The organism is Clostridioides sp. ES-S-0049-02 (assembly GCF_020658465.1).
Classification (GTDB): domain Bacteria; phylum Bacillota; class Clostridia; order Peptostreptococcales; family Peptostreptococcaceae; genus Clostridioides.
This window is the reverse complement of record NZ_JACVWG010000001.1, coordinates 372840-393268: the sequence shown is the minus strand read 5'-3', so window position 1 is coordinate 393268 and position 20429 is coordinate 372840. Positions and strand designations below refer to the sequence as shown.

At 29.4% G+C, this 20429-nt stretch carries 22 protein-coding genes; 1 reads left to right on the top strand and 21 read right to left on the bottom strand.

All coding sequences use genetic code 11. From position 1 onward, the window contains the following. Positions 1–19: 19 nt before the first annotated feature. The 8 genes from IC213_RS01815 to IC213_RS01780 all read right to left on the bottom strand — a co-directional run bounded on the left by IC213_RS01815 (position 20) and on the right by IC213_RS01780 (position 7023). Positions 20–1228: a PLP-dependent aminotransferase family protein gene (locus IC213_RS01815; RefSeq protein WP_227432611.1), complete on the bottom strand. Its 1209-nt coding sequence runs from the start codon at positions 1226–1228 to the stop codon at positions 20–22. 28 nt (positions 1229–1256) lie between these two features. Continuing rightward, positions 1257–2150 carry a bifunctional enoyl-CoA hydratase/phosphate acetyltransferase gene (locus tag IC213_RS01810; protein ID WP_227830746.1) on the bottom strand — a complete coding sequence of 298 codons (894 nt, stop codon included), beginning with the start codon at positions 2148–2150 and terminating at the stop codon, positions 1257–1259. Positions 2151–2167: 17 nt separating this feature from the next. Then, positions 2168–3226, bottom strand: coding sequence for a butyrate kinase (gene buk, locus IC213_RS01805; protein ID WP_227482834.1), 1059 nt, complete (start codon positions 3224–3226; stop codon positions 2168–2170). A 158-nt stretch (positions 3227–3384) separates the two neighbouring features. After that, positions 3385–3924: a 2-oxoacid:acceptor oxidoreductase family protein gene (locus IC213_RS01800; protein WP_227830748.1), complete on the bottom strand. Its 540-nt coding sequence runs from the start codon at positions 3922–3924 to the stop codon at positions 3385–3387. A 12-nt stretch (positions 3925–3936) separates the two neighbouring features. After that, the gene (locus IC213_RS01795) at positions 3937–4656 is read right to left on the bottom strand and encodes a thiamine pyrophosphate-dependent enzyme (RefSeq protein ID WP_227432607.1); all 720 of its coding nucleotides are present in this window, start codon (positions 4654–4656) and stop codon (positions 3937–3939) included. Between the two features lie 2 nt (positions 4657–4658). Then, the gene (gene vorB, locus IC213_RS01790; protein ID WP_227432606.1) at positions 4659–5735 is read right to left on the bottom strand and encodes a 3-methyl-2-oxobutanoate dehydrogenase subunit VorB; all 1077 of its coding nucleotides are present in this window, start codon (positions 5733–5735) and stop codon (positions 4659–4661) included. 29 nt (positions 5736–5764) lie between these two features. Further along, positions 5765–5962, bottom strand: a complete 198-nt coding sequence (locus IC213_RS01785; protein ID WP_227432605.1) for a 4Fe-4S dicluster domain-containing protein — start codon at positions 5960–5962, stop codon at positions 5765–5767. A 293-nt stretch (positions 5963–6255) separates the two neighbouring features. After that, positions 6256–7023, bottom strand: a complete 768-nt coding sequence (locus tag IC213_RS01780; RefSeq protein ID WP_227432604.1) for an IclR family transcriptional regulator — start codon at positions 7021–7023, stop codon at positions 6256–6258. A 277-nt stretch (positions 7024–7300) separates the two neighbouring features. On the opposite strand from IC213_RS01780, the gene IC213_RS01775 reads away from it, so the two are divergent. Next, positions 7301–8848, top strand: a complete 1548-nt coding sequence (locus IC213_RS01775) for a nitrite/sulfite reductase (protein WP_227432603.1) — start codon at positions 7301–7303, stop codon at positions 8846–8848. A 74-nt stretch (positions 8849–8922) separates the two neighbouring features. Here the strand turns inward: IC213_RS01775 and glyS are convergent, their stop codons facing one another. The 13 genes from glyS to IC213_RS01710 form a co-directional block, all read right to left on the bottom strand. Continuing rightward, positions 8923–10989, bottom strand: coding sequence for a glycine--tRNA ligase subunit beta (gene glyS / locus IC213_RS01770; RefSeq protein ID WP_227824173.1), 2067 nt, complete (start codon positions 10987–10989; stop codon positions 8923–8925). After that, positions 10989–11867, bottom strand: coding sequence for a glycine--tRNA ligase subunit alpha (gene glyQ / locus IC213_RS01765; protein ID WP_227432601.1), 879 nt, complete (start codon positions 11865–11867; stop codon positions 10989–10991). Before glyQ ends, glyS begins: the two co-directional genes overlap by 1 nt. A 159-nt stretch (positions 11868–12026) precedes the next feature. Further along, a complete protein-coding gene (locus IC213_RS01760; RefSeq protein WP_227862671.1) occupies positions 12027–12632 on the bottom strand; it encodes a DUF4342 domain-containing protein in 606 nt (201 codons plus the stop codon). Continuing rightward, positions 12625–13398: a DNA repair protein RecO gene (gene recO, locus IC213_RS01755; RefSeq protein ID WP_227862670.1), complete on the bottom strand. Its 774-nt coding sequence runs from the start codon at positions 13396–13398 to the stop codon at positions 12625–12627. Before recO ends, IC213_RS01760 begins: the two co-directional genes overlap by 8 nt. Continuing rightward, positions 13364–13519: a YqzL family protein gene (locus IC213_RS01750; protein ID WP_227432598.1), complete on the bottom strand. Its 156-nt coding sequence runs from the start codon at positions 13517–13519 to the stop codon at positions 13364–13366. Before IC213_RS01750 ends, recO begins: the two co-directional genes overlap by 35 nt. A 72-nt stretch (positions 13520–13591) precedes the next feature. Continuing rightward, a complete protein-coding gene (gene mgtE / locus IC213_RS01745; protein WP_227862669.1) occupies positions 13592–14971 on the bottom strand; it encodes a magnesium transporter in 1380 nt (459 codons plus the stop codon). A gap of 11 nt (positions 14972–14982) precedes the next feature. Next, a complete protein-coding gene (era, locus tag IC213_RS01740) occupies positions 14983–15876 on the bottom strand; it encodes a GTPase Era (protein ID WP_227432596.1) in 894 nt (297 codons plus the stop codon). Between the two features lie 64 nt (positions 15877–15940). After that, a complete protein-coding gene (locus tag IC213_RS01735; protein WP_227432595.1) occupies positions 15941–16342 on the bottom strand; it encodes a cytidine deaminase in 402 nt (133 codons plus the stop codon). A 119-nt stretch (positions 16343–16461) separates the two neighbouring features. Beyond that, positions 16462–17181 (bottom strand): diacylglycerol kinase, encoded by a 720-nt coding sequence (locus tag IC213_RS01730; RefSeq protein WP_227432594.1) that lies wholly within the window; start codon positions 17179–17181, stop codon positions 16462–16464. Between the two features lie 5 nt (positions 17182–17186). Next, positions 17187–17648, bottom strand: coding sequence for an rRNA maturation RNase YbeY (gene ybeY, locus IC213_RS01725; RefSeq protein ID WP_227432593.1), 462 nt, complete (start codon positions 17646–17648; stop codon positions 17187–17189). A gap of 56 nt (positions 17649–17704) precedes the next feature. Further along, positions 17705–18721: a PhoH family protein gene (locus tag IC213_RS01720; protein WP_227482837.1), complete on the bottom strand. Its 1017-nt coding sequence runs from the start codon at positions 18719–18721 to the stop codon at positions 17705–17707. A gap of 37 nt (positions 18722–18758) precedes the next feature. Further along, positions 18759–20102, bottom strand: coding sequence for a sporulation protein YqfD (yqfD, locus tag IC213_RS01715; RefSeq protein WP_227432591.1), 1344 nt, complete (start codon positions 20100–20102; stop codon positions 18759–18761). A 12-nt stretch (positions 20103–20114) separates the two neighbouring features. Further along, positions 20115–20351 carry a YabP/YqfC family sporulation protein gene (locus IC213_RS01710; protein WP_227432590.1) on the bottom strand — a complete coding sequence of 79 codons (237 nt, stop codon included), beginning with the start codon at positions 20349–20351 and terminating at the stop codon, positions 20115–20117. Between the last annotated feature and the right edge of the window lie 78 nt (positions 20352–20429).

Here is a 20429-nt window from a genome sequence, read left to right as displayed (position 1 = left end):
AAGCCCTCACTTTTAATATTTATTCACAAGCATAATTGAGTTCTTTTTTTATAACTTCTGCAAGTATTTTAATCCCTTCAACTATTTGCTCTTCTGACATTGTTGTATAATTAAGTCTCATAGTATTTTTTGGACCATTATTTGCAAAGAATGATTCTCCAGAAACATAGGCAACTCCAGCATCAATAGCTTTATCTAGTAAATTATCTACATTTATACTTTCAGGAAGTTCAACCCATATAAACATACCTCCATCTGGTTCTGTATATTTTGCTTCTTCTGGAAAATATTTTTTCATAGTTTCTAACATCAAGAAACATCTTTTTTTATACTCAGCTCTTATTTTTTCTACATGTTCATTTAAATTATACTTCTTTAAGTATTCTATTACCTGTACTTGAGAAAATTGATTTGATTGTAAATCGATACCTTGCTTTAAAAGTTCTGCTTTATCTATAATATCTATATTCCCACACATCCAAGCAACTCTAAATCCTGGACATAACACTTTTGAAAATGACCCTAGATATAGTACTTTATCTTTAGTATCAAGTGATTTAAGTGTAGGTAGTGGTTCTTGTGTAAATCTTATTTCTCCATAAGGATTATCTTCTATTACTATGACATCATACTTGTTTACAACTTCCATAAAATCTTTTCTTCTTTGTAAAGACCATGTTTTTCCTGTAGGATTTTGGAATGTTGGTATTACATATATCACCTTTATATTTGAATTTTCAGATAATAATTTATCTAAATCTTCTGTTACCATTCCTTCTTCATCTGTATCTACTCCTAAAAAATCACATTCATAAGGTCTAAATGCATTTATTGCACCTAAGTAACTTGGATTTTCTGTAACTACTATATCTCCTTTTTCTAATAAAATCATAGCACTAAGAGCTATACCTTGTTGTGAACCAGTAGTTATTATAATATTTTCTGGTTTTGTTTCAATATTTTCTTCTTCTTTCATTCTCTTAGCTATTATTTCTAACAACTCATCTTCACCTTTAGTAGGTCCATAAGCTAAAGCAAATTTTCCTCTTTCATCAAGTACTTGCTTAGTTACTTCACTTATTTCTTTTATTGGAAATAAGTTTGGGTCAGGAAGTCCTGCTGCAAAAGATATAACAGTTCCACCACTTGCCACTTTTTGAGCTATCTTCTTTTGAGAGTCTCTTATAGCTGAAGCCTTTACCATATCCATTCTTTTTGCATATTTCATAATAATTCATCCCCTTTTAAATAATTTCTTATTGTGATGCTAAGCAGGCTAGTGCTATTGAATTTATTTTAATTTCGGCTGTATCAGAGCGTGAACCTAAAATTATTGGATTTGTTGCCCCCAAAACAATCCCTGCCCACTTAGCTTTATTGAATCTAAGCCATGACTTTCCTAATATGTTTCCTGCCTCTATATTTGGAAATACAAGTAAGTCAACATCGCCAGCAATATTACTTTCGATACCTTTATGCTTTGCTGCATATGCATCAAATGCAACATCAAAGGCTATTGGACCTTCTACTATACAATTTGGTATTTCTCCTAATTTTACCATCTCTACAAGTGAATTAGCATCTACTGTAGATTGTATTTTGGGGTCTACCATTTCATTTGCAGTAAGTATCGCAGTTTTAGGATTTTCCATACCTATACTCTTCATAGTAAGAAGTGAATTTATCAATATATCTTTTTTTTGATTTAAATTTGGAGATACATTTATACCACTATCTGTACAATAAAGAAGTTTGTGGTATTGAGGCAATTCATATACTGCAAGTAAACTTAAAAGTCTTCCTGTTCTAAGACCAAACTCTTTATTTAATATAGCTCTCATATAAACACTTGTATTTACTAACCCCTTCATAAGAACTTTAGCATCCTTATTTTTAACTACTTCTACAGCTTTTTTAACTGATTCATCAGGATTTTGACACCCTATTATTTCATATCCCTTTAGTCCAATCTCTTTTGATATATTTTCTATTTTATCTTTATTGCCTACGAGAATTGGTTTTATAAGATTTAAATCTGTTGCTGATTTTACAGCTTTTAACACTTCTTCATCTTCTGCAACAGCAACACTTACAATAACAGGTTCAAGCTTTTTAGCTTCTTCTAATAAATTATTAAAATCTTTTAACATATTTTTTCTCCTAAATATTAATAAGTTTTTGCCATTTCTTCTCCATTAAGTACTCTAAGAGCTCCAAGAGCAAGTGCTTCCATTTCCATCTCACCTGCCACTATCTCTACTGGTGCTAAATATGAAACTTTTTCCATTATTCCTTTAATCACCATTTCCGAATGCGATATTCCCCCTGTTAAAATAATTCTATCTATATCTCCAGAAAGTGATGCTCCATACATAGAAATTTCTTTAGCTGTTTGATAGATGAATGCATCCATTATAAGTTTAGCTTTTTCATCACCATCTTTAATTCTATTTTCAATTTCTATCATATCTTTTGTTCCTAAATAATCGTACATACCCCCAATTGAGCTTACTTTTGCAACCATTTCATCGTGAGTATATTTTCCTGAGTAGCATAATTCTATAAGAGGGTATGCAAGTAATCCTCCACTTCTTTCTGGCGAAAATGGACCATCAGACCTTCCACCACTTCCATCTATCATTTTTCCTTTTTTATGTGCTACAATTGATATTCCAGAACCTAGATGAGCTACAATAAAGTTATAATCTTCATATTTTCCACCTAGTTTTTGTGCTATTTTTCTTGATACAGCCTTATGATTTAGTGCATGCAGCCAGCTAGCTTTTTCTATATCTGATATACCTGTAATCCTTGATACATCATCAAATTCATCTACAGAAACTGGGTCTACTACAAATGATTGAACTCCTATTTCATCTGCTATAGTCTTAGCTAACAAGGCACCTAAGTTTGATGCATGTTCTCCATTTATTTCATTTCTCATGTCCTCAATCATTTCTTTACTTACAATATAGGTACCACCTTTTATAGCCTTCATAAGTCCACCACGACCCACTACTGCATCAAAAGAATTTATATCATGATTTTCACTACTTAAAACATCCACTATTAATTGCTTTCTATAATCATATTCATCAAATACCTTGGAAAATTTTTTTAAATCTTCTCTTGTATGAGTTATATTTTTTTTCAAAACTTCATCTTTATCTTGAAATACAGAAATCTTTGTAGATGTACCACCAGGATTAATTACTAAAATTTTCACTTCAACGCCTCCTCGGTTTCATACTGTAGAACGTCGTTCTGTTAATTTTTTAAAATTTTTGTCGTCCTATCACTCAGAACGACGTTCTATATTTTATTAATTAAATACTAACACATAAAAATGAGTATTTCAATAATAATTTTAAATATTTAAAATATTCACTCATAGTCATATCCAGCTTCAAATGCTTCTACATTTTTGGCATTAAACTTTCCTTTACCTTGATTTTCAAAGTATTCACACATACCACTTTCAAATTCTTCTTTTGTGAATAAATCTAATTTCTTCACCATAGCACCTAACATACAAATATTAGCAGATTTTTCATTACCTAAATTTTGAGCTATTTCAGTAACAGGTACTTTTATAACATTAATATCTTCTCTATATTTTCTATCCTTATTTACTAGTGATTCATTGACAAACATATAACCATTTGCTTTCATTAAACTCTCATACTTATCTACTGATACACTATTCATTCCCAATAAGATATCTGGATTTTTTACACAAGGATTTGCAATTTTTTCATCACTTACAACAACATTACAATTTGCACTTCCTCCTCTCATCTCATTTCCATAAGATGGGAACCATGTAATCTTCTTTTCTGCCTTATATGCAACATACATTATAATTTTTCCTGCTGTAAGAACTCCCTGTCCTCCAAAACCAGCACATATAATTTCATTTAACATATTATTTCCTCCCTAATCAATAAATTCTCCAAGTGGATACTTTGGAACAAGTTCGTTTTCTATTCTCTTCATAGCATCTACTGGCTTTAATCCCCAGTTTGTTGGACATGGTACAAGTATTTCTATTAAGCAAAAGCCCTTTTTATCTTTTTGTTTTTCAAGTGCTTTTTTGATATATCTTTTTGTTGTATTTATTTCTTTAGGGTTAGTTATTGTTCCTCTTGCCAAATATGCTATATCTAAATTTCCCATAACTTTTACAACATCAAATGTTGAGCCATGGTCTTCATATGTTCTACCTGCTGGAGTAGAAGCTGTATGTTGACCTTGTACAGTAGTTGGAGCCATTTGCCCACCTGTCATTGCAAACATATTATTATTCATAACTAAAAATATTACATTATCATTTCTAGTAGCAGCTGACATAGTTTCTCCAAGCCCTATTGCATAAGCTCCACCATCTCCAGCTATTGTAAATATATATTTATCTGGTCTAACTCTTTTCATAGCTGCCATAGCTGCACCCATTTTACCATGAGGAGGAACAACAACATCTACATTCATACTAAATTGAAACATATGATTACATCCTATATCTGAGCATATAATCGTATCTTGACATATATTCATTTCTGTTAATACTTCTCCAATAATTCTATCGACTATAGAGTGTCCACAGCCTCCACAGAACATATTTTCACACATCATTATTGCTGGTGCTTTTTTAGCCATAATTAAAATACCTCCTCTTGCTTAGCTTTTCCATCTATAATCTCTTGAGCAAAATCTATTAATTGATTTACTTCTGCCATATATTGAGCTGTTGCTACTGAATATACTGGGAATCTATTATTACATGCTATAATTACATCTTCCTTCATTTGTGCCATCATATTCATTTCAACTGTTACAAGCCCTTTTAATGAATCTTTTAATTTTTTAAAAGCTTTTCTTGGGTAAGGCCACAATGTTTTTGGTCTTATTAATCCAAGTTTTATACCTCTTGCTCTTGCATCTCTAACTGCGCCTTCTGCTATTCTTGAAGAAATTCCATATGCAACAAATACCACATCTGCATCTTCTATCTCTATTTCTTCCCATCTTTGTTCATTTTCTTGAACTTTTCTCATTTTTTCTATATAACCTTTTTGCCATGTATCTTGGTCCTCAAAATATGTTATATCAGTTATTACTTTATTTTTTTCTCCAACAGGAGTTCCTTTTGCTGCCCATGGAGCTTTATCCTTATCATATTCTTTCATTGGTGGTGCTATACAAGGTTCTACCATTTGACCTATTGTAGCATCAGAAAGTATAAGTACTGGATGCATATATTTTTCAGCTAATTCAAAAGACTCATATGCCATATCCATATTTTCTTGAACACTATTAGGTGCTAATACAATTAAATGATAATCTCCATTTCCTCCACCTTTTACAGCTTGCCAGTAATTATCTTGACCAGCTCCTATAAATCCATCTCCTATACCATATCTCTGTACACATGCTACAACTGCTGGTAAACCAGCTGATACCCAATATGCAATTCCTTCTTGTTTTAATGAAAATCCAGGTCCAGATGAAGATGTCATAGCTCTTGCTCCAAGTGCACTTGCCCCCATAACCATATTTACGCTGGCTATTTCAGATTCACCTTGAATAAATACTCCTCCAACCTCTTTTTGTCTCCAAGCCATCATTTCTAATATTTCTGATTGTGGTGTTATTGGATAACCTGCATAAAATCTACATCCACCACGTATAGCTCCTTCTGCTAAGGCTTCATTTCCCTTAATTAATAAACTTTGCATACGTTTTCTCCCTTCCAATAAAAAGTTATTTATAATATCTCAAATACTAAATCAGGACACATTGTATAACAAGCGCCACATTGAACACACTTTTCTTCATCGACTTTGACTGTTACAAAGCCTTTTTTATTTGTGTAATCAGAAAGACTTATTGCTTCTTTTTTGCAAGCTTCAATACAAAGATAACACCCCTTACATCTTTCAACACTCAACTTGACTTTTTCCATTTTTCAAATCTCCCCTCTTATGTAGTAATTTTTTTACCTAATTTTAAATATATAATATTCATGTGGGTTTATTATATATATATTTTATTATTGTTCTATTCTTTAGAACACTGTTCTGTTTTGTATTGCTTAATTAAAAGATATCACATTCGCTTATATATTTCAATAATTTTTTCAATTTTAAAAATATTTAATTTTTATATTCAATAAAAAAGAGACCATATCTAAACTGGTATTTACAAATAACAATTTAAATTTAGTCTCTTTTTATTATTCAAATTTATTTCTTAAAATTATCTAAAAAGTTCAGATATGCTCTTTGCAGTTTCTATAACCCTTTTAATTTTATATTCAAAGTCTCCTTCTCGCATCCTTATAGTAGGACCTGATAGACTTATTGCTGCTATAGCTTTATTGTTTTTATCCAAAATAGGTGCTCCAATACAAGTTAAACCATGTTCTAGTTCTTGGTCATCTAGAGCATATCCTTGCTCTTTTATTTTTGCCAAAAAAATCATCATATCATCCCAATTATCAATTGTATGTTCTGTATATTTGTGTATTGGAGTTTTTCTGTATTTTTCAAAATCTATAGAATCATTAAATGCCATAAGACATTTCCCAACCGCTGAACAATAACATTCGCTACTAGAACCAACTGACGGATTTACTGAGAGTAATTGATTTGAACCATATTCTTTATGTATTATGATACTTCTTGGAGAATCTTGAGCTCTTTCTTCTAGTATAGACACATTCACCACTTCGTTAAATTCTTGATTTAATTTTTTCGTATATGGTTTTACTATTTCAGTCAATGACATCTGTTCTCCCACAACCATACCTATTGCATATAAATTTATTCCCAACCAATACTTACCATTCTCAGTGTTTTGTATAACAAAACCTTTGTTTTCAAGAGTTACTAAAGTTCTATGTATAGTACTCTTATATACTCCCATAATCTTACTTATTTCAGTTATTCCCATTTCTCTCTTTTCATGATATAATAGCAAAATTATGTCTAGGGCTCTATCTAATGCATTTATTATTTCTCCCATATACAAGTACTCCTCCTGCGAATATTAAGCGTTTATTCAACACTATACTAAATATTATATATTAAAATTACAAAATTATCTATTTATCTTAATTATATTTTATAAAACAAAAATATTATACTTATTTAACAAAATAAAGAGTCATACTAAGTATATGTTCCTTATTTTGACTTTTAATAGTACTCTACTGTTATATTTTTACCAACTCTAGATAATAATATATATATAATTATACAGCATATTTATTTTTATACAAGTCTAATAATGAGGTGAAATAATGGATAATTTAAAAGAGACATTGTTAAATGAACTAGATAATTTTAAAGAATATTCTTTAAAATTATTAAATGGAGAAATAAATAAAATGCAATACAAAGGATTTTCTGGTGGATATGGAGTTTATGCTCAAAGAGACAAAAAATCATTTATGATAAGACTTCGAGTATCTGCTGGGGTATTGTCGAAATCTCAACTTAAAAAAATTTACCAAATGGCTACCAAACATAAGCTAGATAAGATACACTTAACAACTAGACAAGCTATACAATTACATGACTTGTCTATAGACTCTATAGTTGATATTATGGAAGAGGGAATAAAAAATGATATCTTCACTAGAGGCGGTGGTGGTAACTATCCTAGAAATGTAGGCTTATCTCCATTATCAGGAGTTGACCCTGACGAAGCTTTTGATGTTACCCCTTATGCAGTTGCTACTGATAAATATTTTATCAAAAATGCTACTACATATCACTTACCTAGGAAACTAAAAGTTTCCTATTCTAGTTGTTACACAGATTCTGCCCATTGTAGTATACAAGACTTAGGATTTGTAGCTACTCTAAAAAATGGCAAACCATATTTTAGAGTTTTCTTAGGTGGAGGTTTAGGTAAACAACCTAAAGTTGCTTTAGAACTTGATGAAGTTATAAAACCTAAAGATGCATTATATTGTGTAGAAGGAATGATTAAATTCTTTATGGCTTATGGTAATTATGAAAATAAAAACAAAGCTAGGGTTAGATATATGGTTGAAACGCTTGGAGAAAATATGTTTTTAGAAAAATTTAAAGAATACTATAAATTAGAAAAAGAAAAAGGTAATCTTGAACTTAATGTTGAACAAATTGACTATTCTAAACCTGGAATTAAGATAGATTTACATGACTCTAGATTAATCCATCAAAAACAATCTGGCTTATATACTGTATATATACATCCAATTGGAGGTCTATTATCTACTAAAGATTTAAAATTTTTACTTCAAGAGTTAGATAATATTAAAAATCCTATGATTAGATTAGGTATGACAGAAGGCTTGTACATTCTAAATTTAGATGGAAATGAGGCAAAAAGGATATTAGAAATAAGCAAGACTATTAGTTGTAACTCTCAATTAGAACAGAGTATCTCCTGCATAGGTGTTCCTATTTGTCAGATGGGTATACAAAATAGCCAAAAAATATTACATGAGATAATAGATTATTTTAGATTACAAAACAATGAAGAAGTTTTAAGTAAAGCTCCTAAACTGTATATTTCAGGATGTCTAAATTCATGTGGTGTTCACCAAATTGGTAGCATAGGATTATGTGGTAAAAAGAAAAATGTCAATGGAGTATCTACTGATGCATTTGAATTATTTGTTGGAGGTAGTTTTGAAATAGGTAAGACTAGACTAGGAAAATCTCTAGGAGATTTTAAGGCTAGTGACATTCCTAAAATGCTTTATGAAATAGCTGAGGTTTCATCAGAAAATTTTTATGAATGGATAGATTCAAATGATGATTTATTAAATAAAATAATTGATAAGTATAAAATATGACTTAACATAAATGATTATAAAAAATGAGATAGCTTATAACTATCTCATTTTTTACAATCGTTTATGTTTTTATACTATTTATAAACTATTTTAGATAAATCACAAATTTCTAACATAGTATCATATATTTGTTTAAGTAGACCAAGTCTGTTATTTTTAATTGCTTCATCATTATCCATAACCATAACTGAATCAAATAGGTTATCAACTACAGGTCTTAAAGATGCAAACTCATCTAAAGCAGTACCGTATTTCTTATCTTTTAATAATTCTTTTACTCTTACTTTTACTTGCTTAAATTCATTATAAAGCTTAATTTCAGCATCTTCTTTTAATAGACTTTCATCAACCTTATCACATTCTGCTTTCTGAGCCAAAGTAGAAACTCTATTAAATGCAGTAAGCATTTCCACTAATTCATCTTTTTCTAGCCAATTATTAAGCTCTAAAGCTCTCATATGCATATCAGAAATATCATTTATATCAGAACTTAAAACAGCATCAACAACATCATATCTTATACCTAAATCTTTAAATAGATTTTTTACTCTTTCATTAAAGAAGTTCATTATTTGTTCAACAACATCTTCTTTATTAAAATCTAAGTTAGAATAATTATCTAAAGCATGTTCAATAAGTACTTTTAAGTCTACAGCTACTTTTCTATCCATAAGTATACTAAGTATACCTAAAGCTTGTCTTCTTAAAGCATATGGGTCTTGAGAACCTGTTGGTTGTATTCCTATAGCAAAAAATCCTGCTATTGAATCTAATTTATCAGCTATTGATAAAGCTACCCCTGCATTAGTTTTAGGAAGAATATCTCCTGCAAATCTTGGTAAATAATGTTCAAAAATAGCTTCACTTACAACATCATTTTCTCCTCCAACCTTCGCATATTCTTTTCCCATAAAACCTTGTAATTCATCAAATTCTCCTACCATTCCAGTAACTAAATCTGCTTTAGATAATTTAGCAGCTCTCATAGTGTCTGCCTTTTCATCTGCTAATCCTAAACTATCAAGTATATCAGCACTTAGTTTTTCAAGTCTTAAAGTTTTGTCATAAATAGTACCCAATTTTACTTGGAAAACAACAGTTTTTAATTTTTCTATGTAGCTTTCTAAGTTTCTCTTAGTATCTTCTCTATAGAAAAATAAAGCATCAGCAAGTCTTGCTTCTAAAACTTTTTCATTTCCAGCTTTAACATTATCTATTCTGTAAGAATCTCCATTTCTAACAGCTATAAAGTTAGGTAACAGTTTTCCTTCTTTAAGAACTGGGAAATATCTTTGATGTTGTTTCATAGGAGTTATGACAACTTCTTTTGGTAGTTTTATATAATCTGTATCAAATTCGCCATAAAAAGCAGTTGGATATTCAACTAAGTAAGTTACTTCTTCAAGTAAATCTTCATCAAACTCAACTTCGCCACCTAAAGAATTGGCTACTTCTATACATTGTTTTCTTATAATTTCTTTTCTCTTATTTTGGTCTAAAACTATATAATTTTTCTCTAATTTTTCAAAATATTCTTCTATAGAATTAACTTCTATTGTACTTTCTCCTAAGAATCTATGCCCTTTTGTTACATTAGAAGATATTATTCCTTCTAAATCAAATTCTAATACCTTATCATTTAACAATGTAACTATCCATCTTATAGGTCTTGCAAATTTTAGGTTTTTTCCTCCCCAACGCATAGCTTTTGGAAATACTACAGATTTTATAGTTTCTGGTAATATCTCTTTTAACACTTCTGAAGTGTCTTTCCCAGCTTGCTTTATAGTAGCAAAAATATATTCATCTTTTCCAACTTGTTTAAAATATATATCAGATTCGCTTAATCCTTTACTTTTTATAAATCCTAAAGCTGGTTTTGTGAAATTATTGTCTTCATCAACAGCAATCTTCTTAGCTGGACCTTTTATTTCTTCTTCTAAATCACTTTGCTTATCACTTAAACCTTCAACTACTAAAGTCAATCTTCTTGGTGTTCCATAGGCATCTATTTTATTAAAAGATATTCTATTTTCCTCAAATAATTTATTAAGATTGTTTTTTAATTGTTCTAGTGTACTACCCATAAATCTTGATGGCATTTCTTCAACACCGATTTCAAATAAAAGATAATTTTTCATTATTTGTCACCGTCCTTTAAAAGAGGGAATCCCATTTCTTCTCTTTGTTTTACAAAAGTTTCTGCAACAGTTTTTGCCATATTTCTAACTCTACCTATAAATGAAGCTCTTTGACTAACACCTATTGCTCCTCTTGCATCCAATGTATTAAATGCATGAGAACATTTTAATACATAATCATATGAAGGTATTACAAGACCACTTTCCATAAGTCTTAATGCTTCTTTTTCATATATATCAAACAGATTAAACAACATATCTGCATCACATAATTCAAACGCATACACTGAATTTTCATACTCAGCTTTATTAAACACTTCGCCATAAGTTATTTTATCATTCCATTTTAAATCATAAACACTATCAACTTCTTGAATGTACATAGCTAATCTTTCTAACCCATATGTAATTTCTCCTGTCTCAAGCTCACATTCAATATTACCTACTTGTTGGAAGTATGTAAATTGAGTTATTTCCATACCATCTAACCAAACTTCCCATCCAAGTCCCCAAGCACCAACTGTGGCAGCTTCCCAGTTGTCTTCAACAAATCTTATGTCATGTTCACTTGGGTCAATTCCAATTTCTTTTAAGCTCTCTAAATACAATTCTTGTATATTATCTGGAGATGGCTTTAGTATAACTTGGAATTGATGATGTTGATATAATCTGTTTGGGTTTTCACCATATCTTCCATCTGCTGGTCTTCTTGAAGGCTCTACATAGCATACTTGCCAAGGCTCAGGTCCTAATGATCTTAAAAAAGTATTAGGATTCATAGTTCCAGCACCTTTTTCAACATCGTAAGGTTGCATCATGATACAACCTTGCTTTGACCAGTATTTTTGCAATGCCAGTATCATTTCTTGAAAATTCATAAAAATCCCTCCTATAACAATAAAGCCTCTCGTCTACACGAAAGGCTATTTTAATAGTTCTTCTACAACTTTTAGAATATCAAATTCTATAAAATTTGTCAATGTTAGTGATAATTCTTATAATTATCTTCTTTTCATTTTTTAAAAGTCACTTTATATCTATTTATTTTCGTTTTCGTCTTCGTTTTCATTATTCTTTTCAGATTCTTCTTTCATTAGATCAGCAGTTACATCTTTATCATCTTCTTTTTTATCAACTACTACATCTTTTACATCTTTGGCTGCATTAGTTATCATATTCTTCAAAACATGAAGTTTTTCTTCATTTAATTCACCTAAGTCTACAACTTCACCATCTTCTTCATTTTGAACTTTTATACGATATTTACTTATAACAGCAGCTGATAAACCAACTAGAGTAGCTAATGGTACAAAAGCTAATCCAACAACTCCTACTGTTAAAGGAATATTCATCATAGTTTTTCCATCTTTTTCAACTATTACTCTTACAACACTACTTTTTTTAAGAAGTTCTTTTAATTGATATTTTATATTTTCTCCATCTTTACCAAATACTTCTTCCATAGTTTCTTTAGCAGATTTAGCTTTACAATTACAAGTATTCTTTTTATTTTCTAAATATATTACTGCCTCAATTACATCTCCATTACATTCCACTAATGCTTCTTTTGCTTCTGCATAAGTTGCTCCTGGAACTCTTTCAAAGACTGAATCAACCATTTCAATAGTTATATTACTACTCATTATTATCCACTCCCTTATTGTTTTTTACACTTTGCAATACGTGTAATGATTTTAGATTAATATTATCAACATAAACTTTCAAATATTTTTCTAGTATATTTTCGAGTTCATGTGTTATATATTTTGATACTTTAGCTTTGCTACATGTTAAAATATCATTCCTTAATACATATTCCATGAGACTAACAGTTGTTAAATCCAGTTTTATATTATTATCAAAAAGTGTATTACACTTACTACATAGTATACCACCTTCATAAACATTAAACATAGAATTTTGCAAAATTTTACTTCCGCAATTAATACATTTATTTACTATTGGTTTAAATCCTATATAGTCCAAGAACTTTAACTCAAATGCAACTGTTACAAATCTATTATCTGTATTTTCTTGTGTATATAAATACAGCGTCTGTGCAAGTAATATAAATAACCTATTATTAGTCTGATTTTCAAGTATAGAATTTTCAACTAATTTTGTAATATATGTAGCATAAGAAAATGCCTCTATATCGTAGGATATATTATAAAAACTCTTTATGATTTCACTTTGAGTAACCTTGTACATATTTCCTTGTTTTTTTAAAGTAAAATTGCTATAAGAAAATAACTGTGATGATGAAAGTAAAGAGCTCTTATTTTTTTTAGCTCCTTTTGCTATTGCAGATACTTTTCCAAGCTTTCTCGTAAACAGAGTAAGTATTATATCACTTTCCTTGTACCTTATAGCTTTAAGTACTATCCCCTGGGTGTTCAGGATTATCATCGTCTTCTTTTTTCTCCCTTACTTCTTCGACTTCTTCACTTAGGTTTTTGCAATCACAGAAGTATAGATATGCATCTATACTGCCTGTTTTTTTAAAAACTTCCCAACTGATATTGTTCATTTTTAAAAAACCCCCTTCTTACATTTATACTTATATTTTTAGTAAGAAGAGGATAAATCATACATAAAGTTATTAAACAATTTTTGACAATAACGCTGTCGTTATTATAAAATAAACTGCTATACCAGTTATATCAAGAGCTGTAGATATAATTGGTGATGAAACTGTAGATGGATCTGCATCCATCTTTTTTAATAAAACAGGCATAAATGCACCTATTGTTGCACCCAAAACCATATTTATAAATAATGATATTGAAACAATTAATACAATGTCTAATTTTTTCATAACAAAGTAAATTACAATACCTGTTATTATACCACATAAAAGACCTGTAATAATTCCTACAATACCTTCTCTTACTACATTGCTAAAATTCAAATCTTTATTAGACAGTGTTATTACTGTAACAGAAGATGATTGTGTTCCAATATTACCACCCATACCTATTACTACAGGTATAAAAAATACCAGTGGAGCATATATAGGGTTCATTATATAATCTAAATTAGAAAGTATTAGAGAAGCCAATAGACCTCCAATTAATGTAATAATTAACCATGGCAGTCTACCTCTAAGAGCTGATATTGTCTGCTCTTTCAATGTAGGATTTTCCTTTTCAGCAACTTCTCTTTCATGCTCTGAACTTCCTGCAAATTTATACATATCTTCAGTTGCTTCTTCTTCCATAACATCTATTATATCATCTACTGTTATTATCCCTTTTAACTTTTCTTGTCTATCTACTACTGGAATTGCTATTAAATTGTATTTCGATACTAACCTAACCGCTTCTTCTCTATCTTCATCTACATAAACAGAAATTATATTTTCACTCATTAAATCTTCTACTATATTTGCATCTCTCGCTATTATTAGCTCTCTTAAAGATAATACTCCAACTAGCTTTTCTTCATCATCAACTACATATATATAATAAATAGTCTCAGCTTCATCAGCTTCTTCTCTCATATGTTCTATTGCCTCAAGAGCTGTCATATCTTTATTTATAGAAATATATCCAGTGGTCATTGTTCCACCTGCAGAGTCTTCATCATAGAATAATAATTCTTTTACATAGTCAGCGTTTTCTTGATTTAAAAGATTTATTATATGTTCTCTTTCTTCTTCTTCAAGTTCACTAAGTTTATCTGCCATGTCTCCAAGAGACATAAGTTCAAGTATGTTTTTTGCATGTTCTACATCTAACTTAGATAAAATACTAATAAAAAACTCTACACTACCTTCTTCTAATATAGAAGATGCCATATCTAGAGGAAGTACTTCAAACAGTTGAATTTTCATGTCTTCCTCTAAATTTTCCATTATATCGAATATATCAATTATATGATATTCCTCTATTAATTCTCTTAACTCCAATACTTTATTATTATCAATTAATGATTTTACTTCATATAATAAATCTTGGGAAGCATCCAGTTTCCTATCCATATAACCCACCTTTATTTATCATTATATCCAAAATTATTTATATAATTTTGTAAATTTCTCCAATTTTCTTTAACCTTAACCCATAACTGGAGATTTATTTGTGAACCTAAAAGTAATTCTATATCTTGTCTTGCTGATTTACCTATTCCTTTTAGTTTCCTACCATTCTTTCCTATTATTATTCCCTTATGTGAATCTCTTTCACAATATATTACAGCAGATACATCTACTATTTCTTTATCATTTCTTGCTTTCATTTTTTCAATTTCAACAGCTACACCATGAGGTATTTCATCATTAAGATAATGAAGAACTTTTTCTCTTATAAGTTCTGCTATTAATACTCTCTCTGGTTGATCTGTAATCATATAATCTGGAAAATACTTTGGTCCTTCTTCTAAGTAATTTTGTATAACTTTTATTAGAGTATCTGTATTTTTTCCTTTTAACGCTGATATTGGTACTATCTCTTTGAAAATACCTTCTCTATCATACATTTTTATTATATCAAATAATTCATCTTTTTGACCTAGTTGGTCTATTTTATTTACAACTAGAATTATTGGTGTCTTAACAGATTTTAAATCCTCTATTATTTTTCTGTCTCCAGGACCTATTTTTTTAGAATCATCAACTACAAATAATATTAAATCTACATTTTTAAAAGCTTCTGTTGCTGCCTTTACCATGAATTCACCTAATTTATTTTTAGGTTTGTGAATACCTGGTGTATCTAAAAATACTATTTGAGTTTCTTCATCTGTATAGACTGCTTGTATTGTATTTCTTGTAGTCTGAGGTTTATCACTCATTATAGCTATCTTTTCCCCTACTACATTATTCATTAAAGTAGATTTCCCTACATTTGGTCTACCTACTATACTGACAAATCCTGATTTGAACATTAACTGTCTCCTAACTTTTATCTTCTTGTATTTAATTGCTTTAAATTTATTTTAGTTTTTTAATTTATTTTAAATCATTTCCAGAGAAATAGTTTGGTAGCAAATCTTTTATATCATGCTCAAACACCTCTCCTTTAGTATATCCTGTTATTATTTTTATATCAGAACCAAACTCTATAATTACTTGTCTACATATTCCACAAGGATATGTTTGTTCATTATTTTCTGAGTTATCACTTGCTATTGCTATTTTATATATATCCTTATCACCTTCTGATATAGCTTTAAAAATAGCTGTTCTTTCTGCGCAATTTGTTCCACCTAATGATGCACATTCTATATTACATCCAGTATAAACTTTTCCACTCTTAGTCAAAAGAGCTGCACCCACTCTAAAACTTGAGTAAGGAGCATAAGAATGTTGTCTAGCATCTTCTGCCAACTTTAACAATTCTATGTTGTCCACAACATCTCCTCCTGTATACACTTATTAGAATTTATTTTTATTTAATACTCTACATTATATCATAAAAATTTAATTGTAACAGATTTGTTTCATTGTTAAATATTTTATGTACATTCATTTTAATTATAAAACATTCCAAGCTGAAATACTAATACTGCTATTAACACGCCTAACAAAGCTCCTGCTATGGTTTCCCAGAATGTATGTATTTTTCCCTCAATCCTACTTTGAGCAACCAATACAGCCATTATATATGCAAGAGTAGATGCAACTACTCTTTCTGTCATAAGTGTAATTGCAGTTGCTATAGCAAATGCTAAAGCAGCATGACCACTTGGCATACCTCCTTTTAAAGGTGTCCCTGTTGAAGTCAATGCTTTTACTACTACTACAGCTATAAGAACCAATAATATGCATATCAAGGTTATATGTAATTCTGATTCTCTTATCTTGTAAATTAACATTCCAGATATATCTGTCAATTTATCATAAAATAAAATATATCCAACTACTACTGAGTTTAATGCTGCTACTAGTACACCACCTGCTGCAACATCTTTTGCTATTTTTGCAAGTACATGATATTCATCAGTTACCAGGTCTACTGCTTTTTCTATAGCTGTATTAAACATCTCAGCAACTACAACTAAACATATAGACATCAGTAACATTATCATTTCCAATTTTGAAAAGTTAAAAAATAAACTTATTATAAGCACAGCAACTGAGCCTAAGTAATGTATTTTCATATTCCTTTCAAATTTAAATGTATATAATATTCCTTCTATAGCTGCATTAAAAGCTTTAATTATACCTTGACGAGTTTTTCCTGTTTTCATAAGAATTACTCCCTTGTTATGTTTAACTTATTTAATATGTATTCTTCTTTTTCTCTCATTTCTTTTGTATTTTCATCTGTATCATGGTCATACCCTAAAAGATGAAACATACTATGACATATTAAAAAACATACTTCTCTTTCAAAGCTATGATTATATTCTATGCTTTGCTCTAAAGCTCTTTCAAGAGATACTACTATATCTCCTAAAGATTCTTCTTCCAATTCAACATCTTCAAAATCATCACTTAAAAGAGGAAATGATAAAACATCAGTTGGTCTATCAACTCCTCTATATTCTCTATTTAATTCATGAATCTCTTTATTATCTACAAAAGAAAGACTCACTTCATAATTATCATCATATCCTTCATAATCCAAACACTCTAAAATTATATCTTTTATTTTTTCTATTAGTTCTTCATTTACTTCTAATTTATCTTGTCTATCATCTAATATCAAATCCATTAATTACACCTACTTTTTATTCATTAATAATGCTATACATCTATATTACTACACTTTTACTTTCTTTTGAAAGTCTTTTCCTGTATTTTCATTTTTTTGCGCTCTTCTTTTTTAAATTCTTCTTTTTTATCATGCTTCTCATAAGCTCTTATTATTCTCTGTACTAACTCATGTCTTACAACGTCTCTGTCTGTTAACATTATAGAGCCTATCCCTTGAACGCCCTTAAGAATCTCTGTAGCTTGTATAAGACCACTTTTTTTATTTTGTGGCAAATCTGTTTGTGTTATATCACCTGTAACTACAGCCTTAGAACCAAATCCTAATCTAGTTAAAAACATTTTCATTTGCTCAGAAGTTGTATTTTGAGCTTCATCTAATATTATAAAAGAATTATCAAGAGTTCTACCTCTCATAAATGCAAGTGGTGCAACTTCTATAGTACCTCTTTCTAAATACTTATTAAACTTATCAGCACCCAACATTTCAAATAATGCATCATATAATGGTCTTAAATATGGGTCTACTTTATCTTTTAAATCTCCTGGTAAAAATCCTAAACTTTCTCCAGCTTCCACTGCTGGTCTTGTAAGTATAATTCTACTAACTTCATCTCTTTTAAAAGCTTTCACTGCCATAGCCACAGCAAGATAAGTCTTTCCTGTTCCAGCAGGACCAACACCAAAAGTTATATCATTATTTTCTATAAGCTTTATATACTCTTTTTGCCCTAAAGTTTTAGGTTGAACAGCTTTACCTCTTTGAGTTATAACAATTGTACCTTCAAGTTCTTTTATCTTTTGCTCACTACCTTCAAGTAAAAGAGATAATGAATAAGAAATGCTTTGTTTATCTAAATGCTTACCATTTGATACAGTTTGATGCAATTCATTCATAAGTTTTAATGCAGAATCTACATTTTTTTCTTCTCCTATTAAAATTATATTGCCTTCTCTAAGTATTACATCTATATTTAAAGTTTTCTCTATCAATTTTACATTTTCATCAAAGTTGCCAAATAACTCTCTTTCAAAATTGCCATCTGCTATTGTAAATTTTTTTTGTATTATCAATTGAATTAATCCTCCTCAAGTTTTAGGTTAAATTTTATTAATTGTTATTACTATTATTATTTTGACTATTGTTACTATTTTGATTACTATTATTTCCATCAGAATTATTTTGGTCGTTATTATCTTTATTATCCTCATTAAACTCATTTCTTATATCATTTATTGGTCTTTTTTGTGGATTAGAAGGAACTTCCTCTTCTCCCTCTTTTGGTTTACTATCTTCCTTTATAAATCTTTCTGCCTCTGCTTTACTAAGAGGATAAATTTTAGCTATATTTTCACTAGTTTGAACTGTTATTAAATATTCTAACATATTTTTATTAACCTTATAGCTATGTTTTACATCTATTATTCTAGCCGAAGCTGGTATTATGTATTCTAATTCTTTTAAAGCTTTTTCAGATAATTCTTTTTTCAACTCTTCTTTGTTCTTTTTCACTTCAACTTTTTTGGTTTCATAAAAAGTACTCGTCTTTATTTTTATAGGGAAAGTATAATCTCCCATTGAAAGTCTTTTTTCTTTATTTTCAACAACATAATTCTTATATTTTATATTTTTTCTAATTGTAAATTCTTTATCATAAAAACTTATTGTGTGTACCTTTTTCTTTTCTCCAGTTTTTTTATTTACAGTATCTACATAGCTTGCCTTTTTAGTAGATTCATAAAAAGTACTTGCCCATACTTCGGGTATTGATTTTGTATTAGCACCATTTAGTAAAACAGCGCCCTTTTGGACTATATCTCCAGATTTAACAACAGACTTACCACTTCTAGGGATTACCTTTTCTATTATACCATTTTTTAAAGCAATTACATTACAATAATTTGATTGGTCTGTAGATTTTAAGGATTCAGCCTTTTTTGTAACAGTAACAAATATATTAGTTCCTTTTACATTAATAGATAAATATGCGACATCATTAAATTTTGACATCATATGGTCCCTAACTTCTTTTCTGTCAATACTCTTTTTGTATACTCCTGGTCTTACTCCAACTTTATAAAGTTCACTTCTAAGAGTTTCTTTTTTTATACCTTCTGGAGATTGTATATATACATCTGTTACAAATTGTGATGTTGACATCAATAAAAGTAAAGAAACAATAGCACAAATCCACATACCTTTGTGCTTATAAATTCTTTTAATAATAAAAGGAACTCCTGTTTTTTGTTTTACCTTAATATCAAACTTACTTCCTCTATAAATATTCTTAAATTCTTTTATATCTTGTCTATTTATATTAAACTCGATTTTAGTATTTTTTATTCTAGTTACATTGTAAACATTTATTCCATTTCTTATAAGATGATTTAAAAATTGTTCAAGCCCTACTCCTTCCACAACTATAACATAGTATCCCCTTATAAAACTTATCAAGTGTATCTCCTCCTAATCAACATACTCCACATTGTATATAATTCCCTTTATACCTATCTCACTGTCAGTAATATACTTAAGCGAAAGTTTATCCCCAGATATTTTAATTGTTTTTACCTTAGTCTTTATTTTTATTAAATCAACTTCATATTCTAGTATTGATAGATAATTTTCTATACTCATAAAAGTATTACTTGTAACAGTAACAACTGGTTGATTTACTTGTAAATCAGTGGATATTTCTAACATAAGCATTACCCCCTTAATTAATTTTATGCTTAAAATAGGTATTTATGCACTTTATTGATACTATCATGGAGTAGTTTT